Here is a 25,432-nt window from a genome sequence, read left to right as displayed (position 1 = left end):
CTTCTTCTAGCGCTTCAATGTCTGCCATATCCTTTTTTCTGCCTATGGCACGTTTGTTTGCAATGAATTGTGTTTTACCTCACCACTATCAGATATTCAACGTGATGGACGTTGAATAACGCGAGTAACTCTCTGAAGTCTGGTTGTGCTTCCATAGTATTGTTTGCGCAAATAGTCAACGGCAGCGACGCGTTCCTCAGGCATTTTACTCAACCAGTAGGCAAGGTCGCTTTGTACATCTGAAGATTCCCGAGCGCTCCGTTTTGTAATAATTTTTTGAATCATTATAATATTTTAACAAATTTTTCTGAGAAAAGAAATATTTACTCAAAATAATCTATCAATATCTAAAGCCAGAATAATCCGCTGTAATATAGCAATGAGATTGCTTCACTTCGTTCGCAACGACAAGGGGTCGAATTTGCATTGACCATCTCCCTCAATACCTTATCCTGTAATAAAGATAGGCAAGTGGCTCGCGGCACCAGAAAGATAACATAACAGACGCGTGGGAAATTGTTGGATAAAATCTATTGAACTCTATTTTTTAAAAATTAAGAAAGTATTTCTACTGGAGATTTTCGACCAAGTCTTGTACGATCAAAATCCGAGTCGAAACTAACAATTGTTAATCCATATTTCTTAGCACATGCATATTGGTAGGCATCATCGAAATCGAGCTTAAATTCTTCGGCAATATTAGTTATCGCATCCATCTCTTCCAATGTTGGAACCATTAATGTCACTCCCATCTCCAGTATCATTTCATTTACAAACTTTCGAAATATTTGATGCTGGGAACGACGGAAAAGAAGAACACCTATTGAATGAAAAGAGAAATCAGTAACATAAAATTCATGTTTTTCAACCATTGATAATAGCTTGCGTGCTTCCTCCGTTTTTTCCTGCTGAAGAAGAATCTCAAGAAACACATTTGTATCTATTAGTAACTTCAATTATTTCCCGCCGATCATCAAGTCTGAAATCTTATGCTGAAGCTCAACTGAGGTGTATTGATCTTTCAAATCTTCAAGTGCACCGGCCCAGGAAAAGGAAGGTTTGCGACGAACTTGCTTTGTGGTCTTTGCTAACAAGAATTTAGCAAAATCCTCCACTTCTTTTTGCATCTCAGGAGGTAATTCTTGAATTAATTGCTGTAATTTCATGGCAATTCCTCTCTTAAAGATTTTTTCACTTGTTATATATTTAAATATTACCACTTTTAGTTTTTTGCAACAAACAATAATTTAGAGAACACGAAAAAATCAGGATAATTATTAAGAGAACGGCATCTAACTCTTCGCATAAAACAATTGCCTCTTTCTCGCCCTGGCCTAATTTTGCAGATAAATCTGCCAGCCTCTCTTTATTTTTGACTTTTCTAACATCAATCCAGGATGCAGTCGCGATTTCTTTGGCGCCTGGCTTTCCTCTGCCTTTAAATACAATTTCTTTGTAAACTCCTTCCGGGATGGTTAACTTTTGAACTACCTTTTTTAATAGCTCCAACTTCTTAGCCCTGGCAAAAGAAATGATAGAACTAGAATCGGCAATGAGCAATCTTATTTTCCTCCTAAAGCACTTTTCAGATTCTTAAGTCCCTCCTTAAGTTCATCTGACGCCGCTACAAAAGCAGGGATATTATATTTAGTCATCAAGTCCACAAGTTCACTCCTGCTTATCACTAAGAGTTCAGCTGCCTTGCCTTGAGATATTTTCCTATCTCGTAACAAATCCATTACGACTCTTTCTCGTACCCTCGCTGTGAATTCTTCCTCTTTAAATTTCCTGTTAAAAGTCTCATCAGGTATCTTTAATTTAAACACATATTCCTTTGCCATTGTTGTTTCCTCCGAAGTGTAGAATAAACTTCTTATTCAGATATCAACCATCTATATTGATTTATAGTTTAATTGAATAATAAAAGCTGTCAAGTGGCAATGCCATCCCCCATCAATACCTTATCCTGTAATAAAGATAGGCAAGAGGTTCGCGGTACCAGAAAGACAACATAACAGTCGTGCGGAAAAATGCGGGATAATAAACAAGAGTGCTTTTTTGTCTCTTAAAACAACAATTACCTCAACCGGATCGGGAAAATATAAAAAAGTTGTTTGCCTTAGTAAAAATACTTCTTTAAAGAAGATTATTAATTATAATTTAAATGGCATTTCTCGTATGCAGAGCTACGAGGCATCCAAATGCTAATGCAAGGTTGTCATTCCGCACTTGATGCGGAATCCAGTTTTGCTCATTATTTCTGGATCCCCGCTTTTGCGAGGATGACATAAAAAAATGATAATAATTCACCCCTATGCAGAACTACAAATATTTCTTTTGATTAAAAGAACTTGATTAACAAAGAGTTTTAAAGCTAAAATTATTACAAGGAAAAATTATTATGGGGATATAAGTGAAAGCCAATAAAATAAACAATATTTCATGGATGATAACTTCTAAAAAGGTAGAGCAGGTAATAAGGAAGATCATCGAGATAAGCAATCCCTCCAAACTTATTATTTTTGGTTCATATGCTAAAGGGAAAATTAACCTGAATAGCGACCTCGATGTACTTGTAGTAGTTAATAATAGCATCGAAAATCCGCGAAAAGAAAGCGTGCGCATAAGGCGCGCTTTAAAGGGAATATTGCTTTCAATTGATATTATAGTTATCCCTGAAAGTAAATTCACTGAACTTGCTAATACTCCGGGCTTGATCTATAGAGAAGCCATTAGAACTGGGAAAGTGGTTTATGAATCCGCCGCCTAAAAAGAGACTGCCGTCTTCGCCTGAAGAATGGATGAAGCATGCCCAAAGCGATTTGGAACTTGCCAAACTGGGAAGAAAAAGCAAAATGGTCATGAATGAACAAATTTGTTTTCACTCTCAGCAGTGTGCTGAAAAAGCAGTGAAAGCAGTTTTGCTGTTCAAAGAAATTGATTTTCCACTTACACATGATTTGGAAGAACTGTTAGATATATTAGAGAACTCAGGCATTAAACTCATTTCAATGCTTACTGAAGCAGGTAAACTAACTCCTTATGCTGTTGAAACGCGTTATCCCGGTTATTGGGGAGATCTTACCAATGAAGATGCCGATGAATCAATTGAACTCGCTGAAAAGATATTGAAATGGGCGAGTAAATATATATTATCATAGGATGACTTACGTAACCAACAACATCCCCCCTCAATACCTTATCCTGTAATAAAGATAGGCAAGAGGTTCGCGGTACCAGAAAGACAGCATAACAGACGTGCGGAAAAATGCGGGATAATAAACAAGAGTGCTTTTTTGTCTCTTAAAACAACAATTACCTCAACCGGATCGGAAAAATATAAAAAAGTTGTTTGCCTTAGTAAAAATACTTCTTTAAAGAAGATTATTAATTTATTATAATTTTAACCAATTAACAGATTTTTCAGTCATAATTTACTATAAGGATTCAATTCCTGATTGGAATCAGTGATGATTAAACCTCGCGTATATGTTGACACATCTGTAATCGGAGGATGTTTTGACGATGAATTTAAAGACTATTCCAACCAGCTTTTTTCCGAGTTTATTTCAGGCAAGAAGAGAATTGTGATATCAGATTTGGTATTATTCGAACTTGAAGAAGCCCCTGAAAATGTTAAAAGCGTCTTGAATGATGTACCTTATAAATATACCGAATATGTTTTTCTTAATGAGGAGTCAATTGAACTTGCAAGGGCTTACTTGAAAAACGGCGCTGTAACTGAAAATAGTCTTTCAGATGCACGTCATATTGCGATAGCAACTGTGGAAAAAGCAGACATTCTTGTTAGTTGGAATTTCAAACACATTGTAAATTTAAACCGTATTCACCTGATAAACTCATTGAATCTTAAACTTGGATATCCTATGATTGAGATTAGGAGCCCGAGAGAGGTGCTTTATGAAAGTTAATAAACTTAATGCCGTAGAAATGAAGCGCAATCTTCAAGCTAAAGCAGAAATCAAATTATCTGCGTTGTCTGAAATCGAACAGCTTAAGTTGTTAAAGAAGAAGTATGGACATTTGCGGGAAAAGAAATTGAAGACACATGCTGGCTGACCTGATATTGGCTTTAATTACAGAACCTGCCGCACACAATGACATCCTACGTCCTGTCACTGCGAGGAACATCGCGGCGAAACCGTTTCCCATATTTGATTTTTTTCTGTCACATTTTTTCTGTCACCCTGAGTGCAACGAAGGGTTTCGTTCTTCCTCTTATTATTTAGATTTTTCACGGAGTTTATCCTGAGCCGAAATATGAGATTCTTCGCTACGCTCAGAATGACAAGCGAAGGGCTCAGAATGACAGACGGTGAAGGGTCTTCGTGCTTCCTCTTTTTTCCTCTCCCCTCCGGGGAGAGAATTAAGGTGAGGGGATGAAAAAAATTATCTCTTAATAAGATAGCATCGAACGGCTGCGACAAACTTTTCTGCCTTGTTTAAAGTATCTTCTGTCTTGTCCAGTGATATTGGCGTTAATGTTTTATAATCAGAAACCTGACGGAGCTCGAATGCTTTATGAAAATCTTTTGAGAGTTCCTTTGAGAAAATTCCTTTTAAGACAAATTCAGTGTCGAATAGGCTAATCACACCAGTGTGTTTTGATGGAATCTTGCCTATCTTTTGAAGTAAAGCAAGAACCGCATAATACATTGCATAATAAGCCCTGTTTACAATGCTCTGGGGACTGCGTTCCCAGAAAATAAAAAGCGTGCATCATCGAGGGCAATCTGCGCCTGCTCCAACCTGTATTGTATAAGGCTTGCTATTTCATCATCTTTCATAATTGCACGCCATCAGTGACTATGGCTTGAGCAAGTAGTGAATAACGTTCCGGGCTGTTTTCCCATTCATCCCTGCTGAAAACTACAGGAACTACAACAATTCCATACTCAAAGCCTGCTTCCCATGCACAATCACTAATATAATCAAGTTCATTTTCAGAAACTGAATTATTTATTATAATCATCACATCCATGTCTGAAAAAGCAAAAGCATCACCACGTGCCCTCGAGCCGAACAAAATCATCTTATATAAATTGATTTTTTTCATAATGAGCGACTTAAATTTGCCAAGTATAGTTCTTTCAACTTCATTCATTGCTTTTCTTCTTCTCCTTAAATGGTAAGGATAAAAGTTATAATCAAATATAATATAATTACAATGGAGCGCGTAGGTAAAGTTATTTTTTCTATAGTATAGCTTTATGAGATTGCTTCACTTCGTTCGCAATGACATCCCCCTCAATACCTTATCCTGTAATAAAGATAGGCAAGTGGTTCGCGGAAGCAACAGTTGAAGGAATCTTCTTAGGAATTAATGCATTATGGAAAAGATATTATTTTTAGCCCGTCTATTTTCTCAAAGTGTTTTCGATTATTGGTTAGTAAGGTGAGTTTATGGCAAAGGCAGGTTGAGGCTATCAGAAGGTCAAAATCATCTATCAAGTTTTTTGTTTTTCTCAATCGCCCTCGCTCTTTACCAAAAACTTTACATATCTCGTTGTCAATTCCCAGAATTGAGACTCTTGTCAAGAAATCGTTTAATCCTTTTTCATTATCAATAGGATTAGTAGAATAATAAATACCTTCATAAACTTCAGCCAAGGAAACAACGCTGATTGATAAACCCTCTATTTTTAATTCCTTAAGATTTCCAACAATTCCTTCATTCCCATTCAAATAGTGAATTATCCAGTCAGTATCAATTAGATAAGCCAGTTTCATAACCTGGGCAACTTCCTTGTTGAGACACAACGGCTATCGTAAATATTTTTGATTAACCTTTCAGCATCAATAGTTCCTTTCCAAGAGCCAGCCGCTCTATCAAACGCATCCTTTCTTGACTTGGCAGTTATTTCTTTTATTGTAACAATGACCTTGGTTCCTTCAGGAATGTTTATCTTTTCATCCGGTTCTATTATGCCTTTCGAAATCCTTGCTCTAACATTTATGAGCACTGTTATTTCCTCCTTGAATTCTTTGCAATTCTGAAATCTTATGTTGAAGCTCAACTGAGGTGTATTGTTCTTTCAAATCTTCAAGTGCTCCGGCCCAGGAAAAGGAAGGTTTGCGATGCACTTGTTTTGTTGTTTTTGCTAACAAGAATTTAGCAAAATCCTCAACTTCTTTTTGCATCTCGGGAGATAATTCTTGAAGTAATTGCTGCAAGTTCATGACAATTCCTCTCTTAAAGATTTTTTCACTTGTTATATATTTAAATATTACTACTTTTAGTTTTTTGCAACAAACAATAATTTAGAGAACACGAAAAAATCAGGATAATTAACCCATCAATACCTTATCCTGTAATAAAGATAGGCAAGTGGCTCACGGTACCAGAAAGACAGCATAACAGTCGTACGGAAAACTGTCGGATAATAAACAAGGGTGCTTTCCTGTAAAATCACATTTTCTTCAAGCTCTAATACTTTTTTCAAGTACCTCAGTCTTGGCATATGTGGGGCATCACTTACTACAATAACTTTTTTGATTTTTTCTGACTGAATAAAGTTTTTTACAGACAGCATTTCTTCATAAGTATTTTTATCTTGTTGCCATACAGAGATATCTCTTGCTGGTACACCGCAATTTTTCATAAAAGCCTGCCTGTCAGAGATAAAATCTTCTCTATTCCCTCCTGTCAGGATAACCTTTCCTTTAACATAACCTGCGCTGTAAATCTCACAGGCTTTTTCCTCCCGCTCGCCGCCGCTGCCGCCACCCAATATAACCATTGCATCAGCCTTCTCAATCGGATCTTCACCTGACATCAAGCTTCCTATTAAGCCCCAGCAAAGAAGCAGAAGAATAACAAAAAAAAAATACGACGCAGTCTCATTTGTTATCCACCCTGTCGCCTCTATCAACCCTCCGCTTTGTTTTCAGTTCCAGATACTTTACATCTATGAGAAACTGGAACCAGAGTCCCTGCAGAAAGTGGTAAATGAATGCGGCGCGCCCGTCAAGGAAACCACCCGTCAAAACATAACGGTAGAAAAAATATATAAATGGTCTTATCAATGGAGGCAGGTTGTTCCAGATTCTATAACGCAGCCATCGTTTCCTCTGAGCCTGTGTTCCAAATAAGCTTACATCAATCTGACCTTCCTCTTCAGGATTTTTAAATAATTCCTCAGCCTCGCGGCTTGCATATTTGTTATGTTTTTCAATCCAGTCAGTTATTCCTTTTTTATCCTCATGGATAAAATCAAACTTCAAGTATCCGGTCTTTCCTTCAACTATAATATGTTCATTCATGGAACGCCCTTCACAATGCGCTTTGCCATAACGAAATAATCTCAGCATCCATGTTGGATAATAGCCGCGTTTTATCCATTTTCCCATCCATATAAGCCGCCATTTAATAAAATACCCATTCTCCTCAGGATTAGAAGCAATCAGAGATGTTATCTCATTTTTTAAATCATCCGGTGCCCATTCATCTGCATCAAGGAAAAGTACCCATTCAGTTTTGACAGGAAGTTTTTGAAGTGCATAATTTCTCTGTATTGCATAGTTTTCAAATTTATTCTGGGATATAGAGCATTTGAATTCTCTCGCAATTTCGAGAGTGCGGTCGGTACTGAATGAATCAAGGATTAAAACATCTTCAGCCCACCCGCAGACTGAACCAAGCACCTGAGCGATGTTTTGTTCCTCGTTATAGGTTAAAATAATTACTGAAAGATTAGTCTTCATTCTTAAAAAACTCTTATCTGTTATGATTCCTGTTTGGTACTATTATTTGAAAAAGAAACTTTTATGAGTTGTATGATATGTTTAAGAAATGCTGTTAACCCAATTCCCTGAAGTCTTTTTAAAATTTCTGTTCTGTAAAAATTAGGATTCAATAAATAAAATGTCCCATACCTTCTGCGAAAACGTATATACATGAACCTGTTATTCAAATAGTAGTAAGATTTAAGCATCAATTCCTTATCCATCTTGTCAGTTCTTGCCACCGGTTCCCAATTTTTCAGTCTGATAGGCGAAGGGCACCACTTGCTCCAATCTTTTGTGATGATCCAGTTATTTTGCTCGCAAATTTTATAGTTTTCACTGCCGGGATAGGGCGTCATAATTGCTGCTGAAAAAAGCGTTGCATTGATATCCTTAACAAACTGCGCGGTCTTTTTTACTGCTTCAAAGTCTTCTCCAATATTTCCCACCATACATAAAGCATAAGATGTCATGCCTGCGTTATTGGTCAGCTCAAAAGCCTTCCGTACGCTGTCCAGGCTTTGGTGTTTTTTCATTATCTTTAAAACATTCTCATCCCCCGATTCCACGCCATATGCAACCAGTTTACAGCCGCTTCCTGCGAGTGCTTCCAGCATCTCACTATTTACTGTATTCACTTTCGCAGTTATCCTGTAAGAGATGTTAAGAGCTTTAACTTTACTGCAGAACTCCTTCACCCGTTCTGCTTTCATAGTGAAAGTATCATCAAGGATATTAAAATGTTCCGCTTTATAGTTTTGTACTAAGTACTGAATTTCTTTTATTACATTCTCAATGCTTCTTTCCCTGATTTTCCTTTTCCAAATACTTTTTTCATCGCAAAAAGTACATTCATATGGACAACCCCTCGCTGTAATTACGGAAAATACAGGCACTGCATCTTCTGTATAATTGACTTTTTGCTTGTAAGGACCATGCTTAAAAATGACATCCCATGCAGCCATTGGGAGATTGTCTAATTCAGCTGAAGTCAATAATGTCTGTGGTTTTGGGACAATGATTTTCCCATTTTTTTTATAATAAAGACCACTAATATCAGGAGAAGAGTTTTGGCCTTGCTCAAGGTAATTTAAAAAATCTTTAAATGTTTTTTCTCCTTCCCCTTCACACAGAAAATCCAGCCCATTGATTTCCTGAAGTGTCTCAACCGGTAATGCTGATGCATGAGGACCCCCAATAATCGTAATACAGGATGGAGATTTTTCTTTTGCAAAACTGATAGCCTGCTGAGCAAAATAATACTGCGGCGTCATGCAGCTAACGGCAAAAACATCAGGATTGAATTCTTTAAAAATATCCTCAAAGTTAAAAAGCTTTCTATGATGGTCATAATCATAGAATTCAATTTCATGGCCCAACTCGCGTGCTATGGCAATTAAGATTCCGATACCGCCGGTAGGTTCAGGCTCTGTGCTACAGGATGTCGGATAATAGAAAAGTATTTTCATATCTCTAATCAATAAATTTGTTTATAAGACACTTGATACTGTTTCAATAAACTCTCTTGTATATCTCTTCCAGCTCCAGTCAAATGACTTTACTCTTGCTTCGCCATTTTTTCTAAGCGCCTCTGAAGCATCAGGTTTTAAAGTTTTTAAAACAGCTTCTACCCCTGAACGTACATCAAGAGGTTCATAATAATTTGCCCCGGTGCCGCAAATCTCCTTGTTGATAGCGGTCTCTGCTGCAACTATAGGCAACCCATGCCCCATTGCTTCAATCATTGAGAATCCAAAAGACTCGCACAAAGAAGGATAAAGCATTAAATCGCACTGCTCATAAAGAGTTCCCATTTGTCTTTGCGGGACTCTGCCCATAAAAACAACGCGGTCATTAATACCAAGTTTATCTATTATTCTTTCATACCGTTCCACTTCACGGGGCAAATCTTCATGAGCTATTGTTGAGAAAAAACAATAGTTCAATCCCTCATTTTTTAGAGAAGCGAGTATTTCAAATAATACGTCAAATCCTTTATGCAGTCCCGGATGCGTGGGATAAAGAATTTTATATCCATTGACTTTAAGAAGCTTCGCATATTGTTCATCAAGCTGTTCCTGCAAAGATTGCTTATCAAATCCATGATAAAGTGTTTTAAATTTCTTATTCCTTACTGATGGACATGTTTCTTTTATCATGTCAGTCATAGCATCGCTTGGCGTTACAACCAAATCAGCCCGTTTTATTGATTCAACAGCTACTTTTCTCCTAAGAAAAATTTCCCTTTTTGTTTTCCCCTTGATCTGTGAAAGATAATATTTGCAGTAATAAAGAGGATTCCGCTGAAAAAATATATGCGGCACCGGGCACCACACAGGACCAAAATTAGTCAATGAGACAACCACATCAAAGTTTTCTTTTTCTATTTTCTTAGGCAAATACCATATATCATCAATCAGACGGGCAAATGGGGAGGATGCTCTTGAATCTGCCGTGAGCTCAATTTTTATATTTTGAGATGAGTGAATTTCAGGGAAAGAGTTTCGCACCAGAAAAACATATTCATTTTCTTTATCCTGACTGCCAAGTTCAGGTATGAAGTTGGTGAGATGACGCATTGCGCCGCCCATATTTGCGCCGAGAGCATGAATAAGGATTTTCATTTCTATTTATTAAAATTATTTTGTATGACTATTTAGCAACTTTCTTTTGATTAAATATTTCAAAGATACTAAGTTTTAAAAAGCTTAAAATTGTTAATATAATTATCAGCAATATATAATCTCTTAAATTTGAGAAGAAGGTATCTATTTGAACTTCTATATTGCTTGCAGTAACTAATAGCAAGCCCAATGCAGCAAGACTTATAACCTGATTTTTGTCATTGTATTTTACAAACTGCAAAATATAAAAAACTATAAATACAAAATAAAGAATTGGCGCAAATAAAAGCCCTATCAGCCCAAAATCCGCCTCAAAAATTGACATAACACTTGTTGGAAGATCTAACTCGGTATAGTCAAATTCTCCGGGGGAAATGCCAATAATATTTACCGTTAGCTCGTCAGCAGATTTATATTGTTTCTCTGAATTAAAAGCTCTCGGAACTATGTTATCAAGAGTACTTAATGTAATAACACCATAACCTTTTTTTCCAACATCCCACTGTTTTTCAACGACGCTATAAAGTAAATCAAAAACTCCCTTTCTGAGTTGTGTTATCTGCTCTGCTTGCGTAACTTCTTCCACCATAGACGGAGTTAAATACATGACCATTCCTTTTAACCTGTTAGAAAGACTATCAGATGCAAGAAGTGCTGAGATATCCGAGTTATAAAAATTTGTTCTGATATGCTGGTAATAGAAAGAAAAAATAAATGGAATTAAACAGATAAGTAATAAGGTTGTAAAATACTTCGGTTTAATAAACTGTTTAATATTATAATTTTTTTCCAAGACATAAGTTAAAACTGAAAAAATTATGCTTGCTAAAATAAATCTCCTTGCACCAACTGAAGCCTCTCCCAATAAAATATAGAATAAAGCAAAAAAACTTAGAGGTAATATATTTCTTAATTTAAGTGTTCTGGCAGGTTCAATAAGAACATGAACCATAAAAACAAAAAAACATCCAATTGCCATATATGTTAATAATCCACTTGTTACATATTCCCAATATGCAAGAGCCTCTGACTCACCTCTATATATGAATAGCTGGAAAATTCTTAAACTTCTATAGCCATATTTTATAAATAGATATGCTTTGAAAAATACCCAGCTACTTACTGTGTATGATATAATATTTAGATTAATATTTTTTAAACAACTTAATATCTTATAATTTTTGGGCAAATGATTTGATAAAACCATCCATAAAAATAAAAAGATGATTGAATATATTATGCTATAAGATAACATGCCAATATATATAGACAGCTCATATCTTGTCATCTGTGTAAAAATATTTAAGACAGTTAACAGATTGTATAAAACAAAAAACTCTGTCAAATGAAATGCCAATATCAAATTGGCTTTTTTAATGAAAAATATATAAAAAACAAATGATAGATTTATTGTTAAAATTAGAATAGATATACAATATATCATAGATTTATTTTGTTAGTTATGTTGACTGACCTTCTATATAAAATCTCCAAGAACTTTTTTAGCGCAATAGATTGATGTTACAAGCTGAATACTGAAATAAATTGGTATTGCCATTGCTGCCCCGATTAAGCCGAAGTAATAAATTGCAGGTATTTCTATGCAAAAACTTGCTATTGCACCAGTTATCTGTATAGCAAGTATAAAATTTGTTTTTTTGTAAGCATAGCATGGCTTTTCAAAAACCTGGCTTATTACAAACAGACTATAGCCAATTGCAATCCATGGAATAAGTTGACTTCCTGAACGATACTTCTCAGCCAGTAAAATATAAACTATAGTATCACTAAAGATTGCAACAACCAGCACGCCTGAAAAACACGCTAAAATAACAAACAAAATCCAATATCTAAATGTCTTTTTTTCAAGAACTTTATCTTCTTTATATATTGCATCAAAATACAGAGGTCGTAAAGTGTAATCCATAATAGTGCTTAGCATTAGGAATGGACGGCTTATTAACCCGTAAATTGCAGCATAAATTCCAACTTGTTCGAAACCTATAAGTCCGCCAATGAAATATCTATCACTTAGCCCACTGATCCATCCTAAAACAGCCAAAGGCATTAAAGGTAATGCATACTGTTTTATTTCCTGAACCAGCTGTTTGTCTATCTTTGCTTTGTTAGCCTCCTCTGCTACACCTTCACGTTTTATAAATATAAAATAAATTAGTATAATAATTGAAGAAGCAATTAAATATCCAAATAACAAGGTTTGTGCTTCAACATTAAAAAAACCCAATAATAATATTGCGATTGCAGGTCTCAACCACGCCTCCGCAGAAATCCAAAGCGCAAAAGGTTTATGCCTTCTGGCTGCACTAAAGAAATTTGTCTCAGTCCCACGTGTCACGTCAACTGCAAGCAAACCAGCAAGGATAATGAATATCCAAATCGAAGTCTCATAAATAAAACTATAAATGCCGCCAGTTAAAAGTATAATGATAACTAATGAACCGGTGATCCGGGACAATAATGAGGTTATGTTACGCCTCAAATGCGGCACTTTCCCTTCCCCTGACATGGTGGGATATAACTTGAACATTGCTTGCATTAAAGGCACACATAACAGGCTGTAGAAAAACGCGGACACACCCAGAAGCAGATTAACCTTGCCGAAAACAGCTGGAGGGAAATACTCTGTTAAAAAACGAGTACCGATGAGAAGACCTAAAGCAGCCATAATTTGACCTGATGCGACCCATAACCCCTCGCCCAAAAGGCGCTTTTTTATTGGTGCTGATTTAAGTTTTATTTTATTTTCTTTAAAAATAATCAAACTCTTTTAAAGATTTCATACTTTTTAAATAAGATTCTAACCTTCTTCAGGACATTGCTTTTAGACAATACAAACTGCACGAAATCTCTTGATGCCATGAAAGCAAATAGCTTGCTGAACAGCCCAAGTTTTTTAAGACATTTATTATAATAATTGAATGTATATTGCCGTCGCAGTTTTTTCCCTATCTTCAATCCCCGCTTATATGTGCTTTTCCTTGCTTCTCTACTCAACTCAGGAGTAAAGAAAATTGGCTCGTTCAGCCACTGCATGTTGCCATTAAGATAATCCTCAGGGAGCTGAACAAAATAATTGTTCCTGTCAATCCATTCAAATAGTTCAGTATTTGGGAAAGGCACAAGATTATAGAACCTAACATCAACAATTGGATATTTCTTAGCCAGCTTAAATGACTTTTCTATTTCTTTTTCTCCTTCACCCGGAGAACCAATAAGAAAAAACAGCGCAACTTCAAAGCCCAGATTGCAAGCGTTTTTTATTGTTTCTTCGATTTCCTCAATACGTTCGCCCTTTTTTATATTTTCAAGCACTCTGTTATCAGCTGATTCTACTCCCAAAGCAATATGACTAAATCCTGTTTCCTTCATTCTTTTCAGTAATGCCAGGTCTGCCTTGTCAGCCCGCATCCCGTTGGGTGCATTCAGTTCAATCTTCAGATTTCTTTTTTCTATTTCATCGCAGATATCATATACCCTTTTTGTATTAACGTTAAAGGCATCATCATTGAAATTAAAAAATCTATACCCCAGTTCATACCAATATGTTATCTCGTCAACAACATTCATCGCTGTTCTTGCCTTCCACTTCCTGCCAATGGCAAGTTTAACAGAGCAATAGATACAATCATAAGGACAGCCTCTTGAAGAAAGAATATTCATAGATTTTGTATCGTATTTTTCAATTTCAAATCCGTCGTATGTTGGAAATGGGATATTATCCAACTCCGATATTCGCGCACGGTCACCTTCATATTTACCCTCTTTTCCGTTTCTATAATATAGACCTTTTATATCTTTATGCTCCGCACCTTCGCACAGCTCTATAATTGCTTCTTCACCTTCCCCTGAGATCCCATAATCTAATTCTGGGCAGTCAATAAGCACTTTCTCCCTTAAAGTTGAAATATGAGGTCCACCCGCGACTATAGGGATATCAGGAAATGCTTTCTTTATATTTCTAATTTTCTCATAATGATGTTTGTATCTTGACGTCATGCAACTGATACCAATTAAATCAGGGCGGAAATCAGAAATATTTTTATGAAAGTTTTTCAAGTTGTCAGCAAAACCTAAGTCTATCACTTTATACTCAATACCTCTTTGCTTCAGAGTTTCAGCAATATATCCTAAACCTAAGGGCCATACCGGGATAGTATAAAAACTGTTAGGATAGTTTGAGTTAACAAGTAAGACTTTTTTAAATTTCATTTACAAAAATGCTTTCAATTAATTAAGCTTTAAGCAATTGTTTCATTATATTGTTGCAATAGCCGGTAAAACTCTCAAAAGAAAAATAGCACAATCCGGCAGGCACAACCCTCTCCTTGTTAAGGATGGCTGTAAGAATGGCTTGTTTTAACTCAGAACAATTGCTCGGGTCAACCAATATACCCAATTCCCCATTTCTCAATGCCTCGCGGCTTCCGTCAACTTTACTTCCAATGACCGGTATGCCGCATGCCATAGCTTCAAGATAGACTATCCCAAAACCCTCCCCACGGCTTGGCATTACATAAACATCTGCAAGCCGGTAATGGTCTGCTTTCTCTGCTTCCGAAATTTTTCCTGCAAAAACTACTCTATTTTTTACACCAAGCAGTTCTGCTTTTGCCTCAAGCCGTTTTCTGTCATCGCCGTCTCCAACAATAAGGTAGGCGATATTGGAAATCTCTTTTGCGAGGTCAGGTAATATTTCAAGAACTTCGTCAAAGCCTTTGTATCTTTCTTTCGATACAAGACGCCCAAAGGTCATAAGCACAGTTTTTCCTTCAAGGCCGTAACGTTTCAGTAAGGCAGGATTTTTAGGTCCGGAGCCATAACTATTTATATCAACAGAGCAGGGTAGAATGAAGCCCTTATTTTTATCAATTTTTGCCCACGCAAGAAAACGGGATGTTGTTATCTCGCTTATTGAAATAAAACCATCAATCTTGTTTATTAAGTATTTGTTTACAGGATTCCATGCATCTATCCCGTAGAGCATAAGAACTAAAGGAGCTTTGCATATCAGCTTGCAAATATATGCGATAGGAAGAAGGTTTATATGACAGCATATAATGATATCGTAGCTTTTATTTGAGGTTAATTGTTTTAAAACAGTGAACATGTACTTTGTTTTGCTGTTCAATCCATCTGTTACATAGGAAAGTTTAGCAGGCTTTGGCTCGCTTTGATTAGGCATAAGCCTTGCAATTGCAACTACTTCTTTGCATCCTGAAATTTTGCAAAGCGCTGTCAATAAATCCCGGTTGAATTTAGCTATACCGCCATGACCTCCAAAGCCATCAGTTACAAGAGTTAAAATACTGAATGATTCTTTTTGAGCATTTTTCTTTACAGTTTCACTTTGAAGGCTATCCTGTAAAATTGGCGCATGATAATGTGATGTCTGTTTTGCGGGGGTATAGCTTTGATAAACTTTCTTCGCCCATCCTCGCAAGCCCCTCTCTCCCTTAGCTTCGCGATCCTGCAAAAGCCACTCATAGACAGGCACAGAAAATCCGGTTTTCCCACGGTTGAGGACTTTTTCTGGAAGGGCTTTTACCGGGCTTGAAGCCATATCCTGCTTATTTGGCGGATGTCCGGACGCCATGAGCGGCGCTAAAGTATGAAGCAATCCCATATCTAGAAAAGGGACACGCACTTCAAGCGAATGAGCCATGCTCGCCCAGTCAGTGTCACGAAGGAGCTGGTTTCGCATATACAAGCACATCTCAAGGGCAGAAACTTTTAAATAAGGCGAGCTAATATTTTTTACAATTTCTTCAAGTCTGATTAACGTCTGAAGTTTCTGCCAGCCTTCTTTTACCATTTCCCCGTCAAGTAACTCTGGGAGCTCCCAGGGCATGAACATCCCGCGGCGAAGCAGATATGTGCCGCCGTAAGTTCCCCCATACTCAAAGAGGCTCGCGTATTTGGGAGATGTAAAGCGCTTTAGAAAAGGAGCACTTACAACGCGAAATGCTTTACCAAAACCGGGTATTGTTGAAAATGGGCGAAGAAATCTTACCATCTGCGGTATCTGTCTGAAACTTTCATAGCTTCCGAATAATTCATCCCCGCCAAGCCCTGAAAGGGCAACTTTTAAGCCTGCCTTCACTGCGGCTCTGCTGACAAAATAGCTGTTAACGCCGTCAATGGTAGGGCGGTCCATTGCATCAAGTATGTTTGTAAGCTCATCCTGAAAATCTGCTTTTTCTGTCCATATTGTGCTGTGTGTTGTCCCGTAAATCCTTGCAACCTCTGCTGCGAGGATAGTTTCATCAGCTTCTGTACCCTTGTATTCCCTAAAACCAAGTGTGGCTGAATGAAGTTGCGCCGCACCTGCTTCTGTTGCAAGCGCAGTGAGAGTGGTCGAATCAAGTCCTGATGAGAGAAAAACTCCCACAGGCACATCAGCCACAAGATGATGGCTGACACTGTCAAGAAGAGCATCCCGCAATCTTTCCCTTATCTTTTCGCGCGGCAGTTCAAGCGGAGTAAGGCTTGCCTCTGCAAGCTCATCCCTTATGCTGAAAAATGTTTTTGTGCGTCTCTGTCCGCCTCGAATCTGCATATATGTACCGGCAGGAAGTGAGCTAATGCTCTTGAAGAACGTGAAAGGTTCCGGGACATGCCCCCAGAGGAAGAAGCCTACATGACCAGCAGGCTCCGGTGAGGTGTCTATGGCGCCGCCGGCAATGAGAGCCTTTACCTGTGATGCTACGCGGAACGTATTCCCGTTATCTGAATAGTAGAGTGGTTTGATGCCAAAGGGGTCGCGGGCAAGGAAAAGGCTCTTGTCACGCTCGTCCCAGATGGCAAAGGCGTACATGCCGCGAAGGTCGTTCAGCATGTCTGCGCCTTTTTCTGCATAGAGATTAAGCAGGACTTCAGTGTCGCTGGCCGAGCGAAAACGATAGCCCTTTTTCTCAAGGGAGCTGCGGAGAGCGCGGTAATTGTAAATCTCTCCGTTGAATACTATCACGAGATTGCCATCGGAGCTTTGCATAGGCTGGGCGCCGGTTTCGGAAAGGTCTATGATGGCAAGGCGGCGGTGTCCCATGCCTACTTTGCCGTCTGCCGAATACCATTCACCGCAGCCGTCAGGGCCGCGGGCAGTCATCCGGTCGCGGATGCGGAGAAGCTCGGCGCGGTCAACTGGAGGCGATGATTGTCTGTAAGAGTATATAGCAACGATTCCGCACATAAGAATATTAATATAAGCATATTAGAATTCAAAAAGCAAAGGCGGAGATTGAGGGGAGGAGGAATTCAGGAGAGAATAAGAAAAAAAACTTCTTTAAAGAATAATATCAATTGGTTATAATAATTTCTTAGATTACGCAATTTGTTAAAAAATACTATTTTAATTAAAAAATTATAATGAATGAGAAAATAGCCATTAAATGGCTTAAACAAGCTTTGCATGATTTGGAAATGGCAGAAAAAAATATTGCTATAGGCGGTTATGATGTAGCTGCTTTTCTTGCTCATCAATCTGTAGAAAAACTGCTGAAATCAATTTTTGCCATCAATGGAAAGAAAATTCCAAGAACACATTATATTGATGAATTGGCAAGAGAACTTAAATTAGAAAAGAGACTCATAGATGCTGCTTCAGAACTTACTGCAGATTATACATTTTCCCGGTATCCGGACGTAAGTGAAAACGTTCCTTATGAAGAATACGATGAAAATATCGCAAGAGAAAAAGTAACAATGGCAAAAATATTTTTTAAGTCATTAAAAAAAATATACAACAGGCTTCTGGAGAAATGATATGGCTGACCGCTGGATAGATAAGTTCAGAAAAGATGCATTTCCTTCTCTTGTAAAGAAATTCAAGCCGGAAAAAGTAATCATATTTGGTTCAAGAGTCAGAGGTGTTGCAAAAAAGGATTCTGATATTGACATTATAGTGATTTCCAATTATTTCGAAAAAATTCCGTTCTTAAAACGAATGCCTTTAATATTAAAAAAAGTACCTTTTCAAAAGCATGTTGATTATATCTGCTATACACCTGATGAATACAAAAAAATTAAAGATGCATCTTCGTTAATATCAGGTGCTCTGGAAGATTCGATTGAACTCGCCATATAGAATTTCTTAGAATAATAATGTATTCTGTTCAGCGGGGAGCAACGATTTCGCACATAAGCATATTAGAATTCAAAAAGCAAAGGCGGAGATTTGAGGGGGAGGATTACAGGGGGAATAAAAGATGAGATTGCTTCGCTACGCTTGCAATGACAGATCAAGGAGATAGGAAAAAACATTTATTAGAGTACTTCAACCCCTGTACGCTTAATTTCAGGAATTATTGGAAGCCAGTCATTCTCAAACTCTTCTTTTGAAAAACAAAGGGTTTCCATGCGACAGTCGATTTCCATTGCTTTTCTGAATATGGCTTTCCTCAAATCATAATAGTTTTCATCATTTATATCTGCTGAAACAACAGCTATATCTATATCACTGTATTCTTTCTCTGAACCTAAAGCATAAGAACCAAATAAAATTATTTTGTCTGCATGAATTATCCCTTCAATTGTTTCACGAAATTTTCTTAAAAGAATTAGAATTTCATCTTTTGTGTCAGCCATTTCAAGACCTCCTGAGTCTTTTGCAAATATTCTCCAGCTTTATCTTTATTCATGAAAATTGACAACTTTGAAATATCTTCCTTATACCTTGAATCAAGATAATATGTGGTAAGATCCTGCAAGAAATCCTTTATATTGTCCGGCAGTTCCTCGTAATTCCCAGCCATTTTTGACAGATTGATAAGATTATGAACGCGCGGAGGGGTTATCCCATTATTTTCAATGTATGCTTTTAATTTCTTTTCAATAACCTGCTGGCACATAAAAGCAACATAGACATAACGCCCTGCATCTAACATTGCCTTGGCAGTTTCCCAATCATATTGGGCGCGGTCAACCGGAGGCGATAGCTCCTTGTAAGACTATATAGCAACGATTCCACACATAAGAATATTAATATAAGGATATTAGAATTTAAAAAGCAAAGGCGGAGATTGGGGGGAGGAAGAGGCTGGCATTACTGCATGAAAAAGATTAATTGAAATATTTGCCTCTGTGTTGTATTGTATTGTCATACAGGAGGATAACTATGAGAACCGTTTTATCCGTGAGTCTTCCCAAGAACATTTCAGAGGAACTTGACTGTTTTGCAAAAAAAACAGGACGCAACAAGAGTGATATTGTGAAAGAATCTCTGAGTCTGTTTCTTTGGGAAATGAAACTCAGGGCAGTGCAGAAGAAACTTGGTCCAAAAGCAAAAAAAGTTGGCATTGTCAGCGAGGAAGATGTTTTTAAAGCAGTATCATGATTGTCGTATTTGATACAAATGTTTTCGTCGCGTCAATTATAACTCAAGGGGTCTGCTCGAAATTATTGTACAGAGCGCGCAGCAGAGAGTTTTGCCTTGTTGCATGTCCCTTCATTATGACAGAAATCCGGAGAGTACTCTCAAAAAAATTTCACTTTTCACATAATGACATAAGCTTAGCAATGGAACCCATTAGTGAAGCAATTGAGGAAATCATAGAACACAACCTCAAAATCTCTAACATTTGCCGGGATTCTGATGATGACAACATCCTCGCCTGTGCCTTTGCTGCAAAGGCAGATTATCTTGTAACAGGAGACTCTGATCTGCTGGATATAAAATACTATGAGGACGTTAAAATCATAACTCCAAGGGACTTTGAAGCATTATTTATATGACGGCACGCTCATCTTATGAACAATTTTTTGATCAGATACATGATTCGCTTCAGACGGCTGCGGATTCCTGATTCATCGCCATTTGTGTCTTTCCCTGTGCCCGGCGATAATCTGCTGAAAGCAAACAATATCTTTTCCTTCAACCCTCTCGTATATGCAAAAGTGCCTATTGCAAGTTTTAAGAAATTTTTTTCCTCTTTCTTTGAGAAATCAAATGCAGGGGATAAGACCTCAAGCTCATCCGGGTGTTCAAACTTCCCAAGATCAAACCATGCGTCAAGCTGTCTGCAATAGCGGAGAAATTTTTTTCTATACGAAAGTCCAAGGCGTTCTGAAAGAGTTTCAATTTCAGAGGAGGACAAATATCTTCTCAGGAACTCAGCATCTGAGGCAATCCATTTGAATATCTCCTTCCCCTGATAGATATGTTTCTGAATATGAATGAAATTCATCATGAATGAATCAGCCGGAGATGGGAGATATAAAGCTAATTCCGCATCGAATGAAGAGCCCTGCATAACACTGCCGAAATCGAACCAGAGCTTCTCATTGAGGGCTTTTACCCTGCACTGCAATTCTATATGAATGAAGATCTTATTGACTTCTTTGGTAAGAGAAATTTCATTGCCGAATTTTTTAAAAAGATTTGTATCCCCTTTGGGAACATAGCCGTGTGCTGATATTATATCTATGAACTGACGGGCATCGTCAGGGTTTATCAGGATATCTATGTCAGACATCTGCCTCAACGCCGTATGCTCAGGAAAAAGATACAAAAAAAGGATTCCCTTGATGGGAAGGAATTTAAGACCGGCTGAAAAAATCTCTTTTTTCAGAATGCCGAACTGCTCTATTAACGTTGTGTTTTTGATAAAATTGGCGTGGTATTCTTTGCGGAGAGCCTTTGAGTGTTCGGGAGCTAAAAGAGCGATGGCATCCAGATATTTGAGGTTGCGATAGATGACAGGCGAAACTGCATGGTAATTGGCAAGCTCTATTATCAAATCCCAATCGAGCTTTTCTGAGAGAAGCTCTTCGCACTCAACTTTAAGTTTTTCCGTAAGCGTATAGGCAGAGAATTTTGTAAGGAAGAGATATTCAGGGGAAAACTGGAATTTATTATAAGATTCTTTCCGCAATTATTTTCTTTTCAAAACAGTTTTGGCATTCTTCAGGATCCGTTCTGCTAAGTTAACTGCTTTTTCAGCGCCGTTCGTTCTCAATCCTTTTTATATCGCTTTCAACCATTATCCTTCCAAGCTCTTCAAACTTGGTTTTTGGAGACCATTTCAGTTTGTTCTTCGCCTTGGAAAAATCACCTATGAGGAGATCGACCTCTGCTGGTCTGAAAAATTCCGGAGAAAGCACTACAACCGCTTTGCCGGTCTTTTTATCAATTCCTTTTTCGTTAACGCCTTTACCCTTCCAAACAATATTAATATTAATATGCTTGAACGCAAATTCAATAAACTCCCTTACTGAATGAGTCTCGCCTGTTGCGACGACATAATCATCTGCAGTTTTCTGCTGAAGCATTCTCCACATGGCATCTACATATTCCGGAGCATATCCCCAGTCCCTTTTGGCATCAATGTTCCCCAACACTATCTGTTTCTCAAGCCCGCACCTTATTTTCGCAATGCCATAGCTTATCTTCCTTGTCACAAACTCAAACCCTCTGAGCGGGGACTCATGGTTAAAAAGTATCCCTGAGCAGGCAAAAAGTTTGTAAGACTCACGGTAATTAACAGTGATGTGATGCCCAAACGCCTTTGAAACCGCATAAGGGCTTCTGGGATAGAAGGGGGTCTTCTCGTTTTGAGGAACTTCCTGAACCCTTCCGAACATCTCGCTCGACGAAGCCTGATAGAATTTTATCTTAGGGTTTACGGCTCTTATCGCCTCAAGCACGCGCAGTGGTCCGATGCCTGTCACATCTGAAGTGAATATGGGCTCCTCGAAAGACAGCGCAACAAAGCTCTGTGCTCCAAGATTATAAATCTCAGCAGGCTGAAGCTTCTCAATTGTGCGGTATATATTCGTAAACTCCAGAAGTTCAAAAGGGACATAATTGATCTGCTTATCAATACCAAGGAATTTCAGTCTCTCCAGATGGAGGTCAGAAGTTCTCCTGAACGCACCGTAAACTTCATATCCCTTTTCAAGGAGCAGTTTCGATAAATAGGCTCCATCCTGTCCGGTGATACCTGTAATAAGTGCTTTTTTTGCCATAAGATTATTTGTCCTTTAAGTAGCTGTTGTCTTATTATTTTATTAAGTTAGATTTCTACCATGTTACCTTTTTTTATTCAACCTTTTCTCCACTTCATCAGCTACAAACCTGCTGAATGAAAAAGCGCACGTAAAAGCCGGTGAAACTGCGTTTAAAACATGAGTCGAGTTCTCAGCCTCTTCAACGACAAAATCCATTTCAAGCCTGCACTGCTTGCGATTATACAACTGAGCCCTTATTCCGGGTGTAAGCCAGCGCCCAAACTTTCTTTCATCTATCGTCTTTACGAGGCGTGATGCAAGGCTTATAAAGTTTTTTCTATAATACTTCCTCAACTCTTCAAAGGCAATCTTCCTGAAATTGAAACTGTTATGGGCAAAAAGTTTAGCCTCAACCGGAAGGATCTCCAGAGCCTCTGAAAGGCTGAAATTGGAAAGCCCTGAATAATTCTCACGCCAGAATGCCGGTATTGCAGTAGGTCCGGCTTTTACATGCCCGTCCGCTGACTTTGTGAAATGCATGCCAAGAAATGGATTGTCTATATCAGGGACCGGATATATATGCTTTCTTATGAGGTCAGGAGATTCATATTCCAGATAGAGTCCCTTGAAAGGGATGAGCGAATATTTCATACCTGCACCGAATTCGTGAGCTACCTTATCCGCATAGAGCCCTGCCGTGTTTATTAAATGACTGAATGTTATCTTTTGGGAATTAGTTGTTATTGAAGCGCTGCCATTTCTTTTTAGAAGTCTTTCATTAAAAAGAATCCGGACATTTTTTTTCTTCATAAGACTGCTGCCGATGCATTCTACAACCTCTGAGGGAATAATGGTTGAAGTTGAAGGGGAATATAATGCTTTCTCAACCGTCTTCGCATTAGGCTCAAGCTCGCTTAACCCTGCTTCATCAACAATTTCTATCGCAACTCCGTTGCTGTCGCCCCGTCTTTTCAATTCATATAAGGATTCGATTTCATTTTCGTTTTTTGCGACTACTACCTTGCCGCATCTGTTTATTGAAAGACCGTTTTCAAGACAATATTGAGTGAGAAGCCTGTTCCCATCAACCACAAACTTAGCCTTAAGGCTGTCAGGGGAATAATAGAAACCCGCATGAAGAACGCCGCTGTTCCTTCCGCTTGCATGGCGTGCAAGAGTCGGCTCTTTTTCCAGAATCGTGATCGTGATATCCGGGTATCTGGCGGCAATCTCGCGTGCAACGGAAAGCCCCACGATGCCTGCGCCGGCAATCAGAATATCGGTGTTCAACATGACTGATTTGGAGAAAGCTCACTTCTCATGTTTTTCATCATGCTTTTGATCATGTTCTTGATCATTCTCTTGATCATGACTGCTGAGTAAATCATAAGGGCACTTCAGCTCGTTTACATCCTTTATGACTTTTGCCGGATTGCCGGCAGCGACTTTGAAAGGAGGGACATCTTTTGTGACAACTGAACCTGCTCCGATCAACGAACCTTCGCCGATCACTATGTCAGGTAAAATTGTAGAATTGGCGCCTATCTTGGCGCATCTTTTTACAGTAGCTCCCTTGATGCACTCCTTGGCCTTCGGGCAAAGGGGATGGAGGACATTTGTAAAAACAACATTGGGGCCAATCCATGACTCGTCTTCTAAGACAGTGAACTCAGGGATAAATGCTTGCGAATGTATCCTGACGTTGTTTCCTATTTTAACATGATGTTCAATGACCGAGAGAGTGCCGATGCTGACATTATCACCTATCTCATTTAACTCTCTTATGTTGGCTTTATTGCCAGTCTGGAAATTATCACCTATCTTGTTCCCCGCATAAATAACTGTGTGGGACCTTATGAGGGCATTGTCGCCGATGATTGTCTCAAGCTTTCTTTCATCAGCGCTCCGCTTCTTTTCATCAACACCACTTGGCAGAGAACCAATAACTGCAAAGTCCTCGATTGTGCAATTGCTGCCAAGCCTGACATTGGGATGAATAATAGCTGTTTTGCTTATCATATATGTTTTAGAGGGCGAGCCTCTTCCAATTAGTTTCCTTCCTTACTCCGCCATCTCTGAGAGACTCACCTGCTGTCTCAAGGACATTTACAACGCGCATGCCGTTTAATCCGTCAGTCAAAGGCTTTTTACCGCCCATTATGCACTCAATAAAATGGGAGCACTCGATCTTCAAAGGCTCTGTGTTGTCGACCTTAGGAATGAATATTGCGCCTGCTCTGGGGCGGATTATGTAATCCCTGATTCCACCGTCCGTTGCAAGTTTTGTCTCAAAGCCTTTATCATAAATCTTAAGCTTCGCCTCATTGTCAACATCATCATATACGACCATCTTTTTTTCACATACGACTGTGAGCTTCCTTACTTTGGAAGGATCAAGCCAGCTCGTATGAACGTGCGCAACCGTCCCTGACGGAAATTCAATATACATAAAGACTACGTCTTCAATCCCTTTCTGGATGAACGACTTGCCGAAAGCCGAGACAGCGACAGGGAATTCTTCCATAAGATATATGAGGATTGATATGTCATGGGGTGCAAGGTTCCACATAGAATTTATGTCATCCCTTATTATCCCGAGGTTCACCCGTGTTGAATAGAAGTAAAGCGGGCTCCCCACCGCAGTTGACCGGATTATATCCTTTAGCATCCTTACGGCAGGATTAAATTCGAATGTATGTCCTGTCATGAGGACTTTCCCCATTTTCTCAGAGAGCTCGATAAGCTCCATTGCCTCGCCGGATGTGAATGCGAGAGGTTTCTCCACAAGCACATGCTTTCCTGACATAAGCGCTTTTTTCGAAAGCTCAAAATGGGTTTTTACGGGAGTGGCTATTACCACAGCATCGATCCCGGGAGATGAGATTATTTCCCCGTAATCATTCACTCCATTAATAGATGGATAGCTTCTTATTACTTTATCTACGCTGTCTTTCGAACTGTCACAGCAGTGAGTGACCCGGCAATCCCTGTTCTCTATAAAGTTTCTGATGAGATTGGGTCCCCAGTAACCGCATCCTGCCACTGCGATATTTATCATTGCCGCTCCTCAAAAGTTGCTTCTAAAAAATTGTCCATCT

At 38.5% G+C, this 25,432-nt stretch carries 32 protein-coding genes; 8 read left to right on the top strand and 24 right to left on the bottom strand.

Going from position 1 to position 25,432, the window contains the following annotated elements; all coding sequences use genetic code 11:
• Window positions 1–554 precede the first annotated feature (554 nt).
• Genes HZA77_00520 through HZA77_00505 form a run of 4 tightly spaced genes read right to left on the bottom strand, consistent with a single transcriptional unit; the run spans window position 555 to window position 1,841 of the window.
• Window positions 555–956 carry a PIN domain-containing protein gene (locus tag HZA77_00520; GenBank protein MBI5373887.1) on the bottom strand — a complete coding sequence of 134 codons (402 nt, stop codon included), beginning with the start codon at window positions 954–956 and terminating at the stop codon, window positions 555–557.
• On the bottom strand, window positions 957–1,166 hold the full coding sequence (locus HZA77_00515) for a DUF2281 domain-containing protein (protein ID MBI5373886.1): 210 nt from the start codon (window positions 1,164–1,166) through the stop codon (window positions 957–959).
• A gap of 40 nt (window positions 1,167–1,206) precedes the next feature.
• Complete coding sequence (locus HZA77_00510) at window positions 1,207–1,560, bottom strand: hypothetical protein (protein MBI5373885.1); 354 nt, start codon at window positions 1,558–1,560, stop codon at window positions 1,207–1,209.
• 2 nt (window positions 1,561–1,562) lie between these two features.
• Window positions 1,563–1,841, bottom strand: coding sequence for a UPF0175 family protein (locus HZA77_00505; protein MBI5373884.1), 279 nt, complete (start codon window positions 1,839–1,841; stop codon window positions 1,563–1,565).
• A 572-nt stretch (window positions 1,842–2,413) separates the two neighbouring features.
• Here HZA77_00505 and HZA77_00500 point away from each other — a divergent pair.
• The 4 genes from HZA77_00500 (at window position 2,414) to HZA77_00485 (ending at window position 4,080) form a co-directional block, all read left to right on the top strand.
• Window positions 2,414–2,770 carry a nucleotidyltransferase domain-containing protein gene (locus tag HZA77_00500; protein ID MBI5373883.1) on the top strand — a complete coding sequence of 119 codons (357 nt, stop codon included), beginning with the start codon at window positions 2,414–2,416 and terminating at the stop codon, window positions 2,768–2,770.
• Between the two features lie 31 nt (window positions 2,771–2,801).
• Window positions 2,802–3,161 (top strand): HEPN domain-containing protein, encoded by a 360-nt coding sequence (locus tag HZA77_00495; protein ID MBI5373882.1) that lies wholly within the window; start codon window positions 2,802–2,804, stop codon window positions 3,159–3,161.
• 312 nt (window positions 3,162–3,473) lie between these two features.
• Entirely contained in the window at window positions 3,474–3,932 is a 459-nt protein-coding gene (locus tag HZA77_00490; GenBank protein ID MBI5373881.1) for a type II toxin-antitoxin system VapC family toxin, read from the top strand.
• Window positions 3,922–4,080: a hypothetical protein gene (locus tag HZA77_00485; GenBank protein ID MBI5373880.1), complete on the top strand. Its 159-nt coding sequence runs from the start codon at window positions 3,922–3,924 to the stop codon at window positions 4,078–4,080. Before HZA77_00490 ends, HZA77_00485 begins: the two co-directional genes overlap by 11 nt.
• A gap of 330 nt (window positions 4,081–4,410) precedes the next feature.
• On the opposite strand, the gene HZA77_00480 is transcribed toward HZA77_00485, so the two are convergent.
• From HZA77_00480 to asnB, 13 genes are all read right to left on the bottom strand, one after another.
• The gene (locus HZA77_00480; GenBank protein MBI5373879.1) at window positions 4,411–4,677 is read right to left on the bottom strand and encodes a HEPN domain-containing protein; all 267 of its coding nucleotides are present in this window, start codon (window positions 4,675–4,677) and stop codon (window positions 4,411–4,413) included.
• Window positions 4,678–4,804: 127 nt separating this feature from the next.
• Window positions 4,805–5,125: a nucleotidyltransferase domain-containing protein gene (locus tag HZA77_00475; GenBank protein ID MBI5373878.1), complete on the bottom strand. Its 321-nt coding sequence runs from the start codon at window positions 5,123–5,125 to the stop codon at window positions 4,805–4,807.
• Window positions 5,126–5,349: 224 nt separating this feature from the next.
• Window positions 5,350–5,751, bottom strand: a complete 402-nt coding sequence (locus HZA77_00470) for a type II toxin-antitoxin system VapC family toxin (protein MBI5373877.1) — start codon at window positions 5,749–5,751, stop codon at window positions 5,350–5,352.
• Window positions 5,748–5,984 (bottom strand): antitoxin family protein, encoded by a 237-nt coding sequence (locus HZA77_00465; GenBank protein ID MBI5373876.1) that lies wholly within the window; start codon window positions 5,982–5,984, stop codon window positions 5,748–5,750. The genes HZA77_00470 and HZA77_00465 overlap by 4 nt, the downstream gene beginning before the upstream one ends.
• Window positions 5,968–6,201 (bottom strand): DUF2281 domain-containing protein, encoded by a 234-nt coding sequence (locus HZA77_00460; GenBank protein ID MBI5373875.1) that lies wholly within the window; start codon window positions 6,199–6,201, stop codon window positions 5,968–5,970. Before HZA77_00460 ends, HZA77_00465 begins: the two co-directional genes overlap by 17 nt.
• A 116-nt stretch (window positions 6,202–6,317) precedes the next feature.
• On the bottom strand, window positions 6,318–6,797 hold the full coding sequence (locus tag HZA77_00455; GenBank protein MBI5373874.1) for a YdcF family protein: 480 nt from the start codon (window positions 6,795–6,797) through the stop codon (window positions 6,318–6,320).
• Between the two features lie 64 nt (window positions 6,798–6,861).
• The gene (locus tag HZA77_00450) at window positions 6,862–7,725 is read right to left on the bottom strand and encodes a glycosyltransferase family 2 protein (GenBank protein ID MBI5373873.1); all 864 of its coding nucleotides are present in this window, start codon (window positions 7,723–7,725) and stop codon (window positions 6,862–6,864) included.
• A 20-nt stretch (window positions 7,726–7,745) separates the two neighbouring features.
• Window positions 7,746–9,215 carry a radical SAM protein gene (locus HZA77_00445; GenBank protein MBI5373872.1) on the bottom strand — a complete coding sequence of 490 codons (1,470 nt, stop codon included), beginning with the start codon at window positions 9,213–9,215 and terminating at the stop codon, window positions 7,746–7,748.
• A 21-nt stretch (window positions 9,216–9,236) separates the two neighbouring features.
• Window positions 9,237–10,370, bottom strand: coding sequence for a glycosyltransferase (locus HZA77_00440; GenBank protein MBI5373871.1), 1,134 nt, complete (start codon window positions 10,368–10,370; stop codon window positions 9,237–9,239).
• A gap of 28 nt (window positions 10,371–10,398) precedes the next feature.
• Window positions 10,399–11,322 (bottom strand): hypothetical protein, encoded by a 924-nt coding sequence (locus tag HZA77_00435; GenBank protein ID MBI5373870.1) that lies wholly within the window; start codon window positions 11,320–11,322, stop codon window positions 10,399–10,401.
• Window positions 11,323–11,847: 525 nt separating this feature from the next.
• On the bottom strand, window positions 11,848–13,152 hold the full coding sequence (locus HZA77_00430; protein ID MBI5373869.1) for a lipopolysaccharide biosynthesis protein: 1,305 nt from the start codon (window positions 13,150–13,152) through the stop codon (window positions 11,848–11,850).
• Entirely contained in the window at window positions 13,149–14,600 is a 1,452-nt protein-coding gene (locus HZA77_00425; GenBank protein ID MBI5373868.1) for a cobalamin B12-binding domain-containing protein, read from the bottom strand. Before HZA77_00425 ends, HZA77_00430 begins: the two co-directional genes overlap by 4 nt.
• Before the next feature lie 22 nt (window positions 14,601–14,622).
• Entirely contained in the window at window positions 14,623–17,580 is a 2,958-nt protein-coding gene (gene asnB, locus HZA77_00420; GenBank protein ID MBI5373867.1) for an asparagine synthase (glutamine-hydrolyzing), read from the bottom strand.
• A gap of 176 nt (window positions 17,581–17,756) precedes the next feature.
• Between asnB and HZA77_00415 the strand changes: the two genes are divergently transcribed.
• Entirely contained in the window at window positions 17,757–18,152 is a 396-nt protein-coding gene (locus HZA77_00415; protein MBI5373866.1) for a HEPN domain-containing protein, read from the top strand.
• 1 nt (window position 18,153) lies between these two features.
• Window positions 18,154–18,474: a nucleotidyltransferase domain-containing protein gene (locus HZA77_00410; GenBank protein ID MBI5373865.1), complete on the top strand. Its 321-nt coding sequence runs from the start codon at window positions 18,154–18,156 to the stop codon at window positions 18,472–18,474.
• A 179-nt stretch (window positions 18,475–18,653) separates the two neighbouring features.
• Here the strand turns inward: HZA77_00410 and HZA77_00405 are convergent, their stop codons facing one another.
• Both HZA77_00405 and HZA77_00400 read right to left on the bottom strand, forming a co-directional pair.
• Complete coding sequence (locus HZA77_00405) at window positions 18,654–18,974, bottom strand: nucleotidyltransferase domain-containing protein (protein ID MBI5373864.1); 321 nt, start codon at window positions 18,972–18,974, stop codon at window positions 18,654–18,656.
• The gene (locus HZA77_00400; protein MBI5373863.1) at window positions 18,947–19,273 is read right to left on the bottom strand and encodes a HEPN domain-containing protein; all 327 of its coding nucleotides are present in this window, start codon (window positions 19,271–19,273) and stop codon (window positions 18,947–18,949) included. The genes HZA77_00405 and HZA77_00400 overlap by 28 nt, the downstream gene beginning before the upstream one ends.
• 230 nt (window positions 19,274–19,503) lie before the next feature.
• Here HZA77_00400 and HZA77_00395 point away from each other — a divergent pair, with 230 nt between their 5' ends.
• Window positions 19,504–19,722, top strand: a complete 219-nt coding sequence (locus HZA77_00395; GenBank protein ID MBI5373862.1) for a ribbon-helix-helix protein, CopG family — start codon at window positions 19,504–19,506, stop codon at window positions 19,720–19,722.
• Window positions 19,719–20,120 (top strand): putative toxin-antitoxin system toxin component, PIN family, encoded by a 402-nt coding sequence (locus tag HZA77_00390; protein ID MBI5373861.1) that lies wholly within the window; start codon window positions 19,719–19,721, stop codon window positions 20,118–20,120. Before HZA77_00395 ends, HZA77_00390 begins: the two co-directional genes overlap by 4 nt.
• Before the next feature lie 8 nt (window positions 20,121–20,128).
• On the opposite strand, the gene HZA77_00385 is transcribed toward HZA77_00390, so the two are convergent.
• The 5 genes from HZA77_00385 to HZA77_00365 form a co-directional block, all read right to left on the bottom strand.
• A complete protein-coding gene (locus HZA77_00385; GenBank protein ID MBI5373860.1) occupies window positions 20,129–21,259 on the bottom strand; it encodes a nucleotidyltransferase family protein in 1,131 nt (376 codons plus the stop codon).
• A gap of 64 nt (window positions 21,260–21,323) precedes the next feature.
• A complete protein-coding gene (gmd, locus tag HZA77_00380; GenBank protein ID MBI5373859.1) occupies window positions 21,324–22,352 on the bottom strand; it encodes a GDP-mannose 4,6-dehydratase in 1,029 nt (342 codons plus the stop codon).
• Window positions 22,353–22,415: 63 nt separating this feature from the next.
• Window positions 22,416–23,627: an L-2-hydroxyglutarate oxidase gene (gene lhgO, locus HZA77_00375; GenBank protein MBI5373858.1), complete on the bottom strand. Its 1,212-nt coding sequence runs from the start codon at window positions 23,625–23,627 to the stop codon at window positions 22,416–22,418.
• 18 nt (window positions 23,628–23,645) lie between these two features.
• The gene (locus tag HZA77_00370; GenBank protein ID MBI5373857.1) at window positions 23,646–24,353 is read right to left on the bottom strand and encodes an N-acetyltransferase; all 708 of its coding nucleotides are present in this window, start codon (window positions 24,351–24,353) and stop codon (window positions 23,646–23,648) included.
• A 7-nt stretch (window positions 24,354–24,360) separates the two neighbouring features.
• Window positions 24,361–25,392, bottom strand: coding sequence for a Gfo/Idh/MocA family oxidoreductase (locus HZA77_00365; protein MBI5373856.1), 1,032 nt, complete (start codon window positions 25,390–25,392; stop codon window positions 24,361–24,363).
• Window positions 25,393–25,432 lie beyond the last annotated feature (40 nt).

The organism is Candidatus Schekmanbacteria bacterium (genome assembly GCA_016219965.1).
Lineage (GTDB): Bacteria > Schekmanbacteria > GWA2-38-11 > GWA2-38-11 > J061 > JACRJM01.
This window is presented reverse-complemented; position numbering and strand designations above follow the sequence as displayed.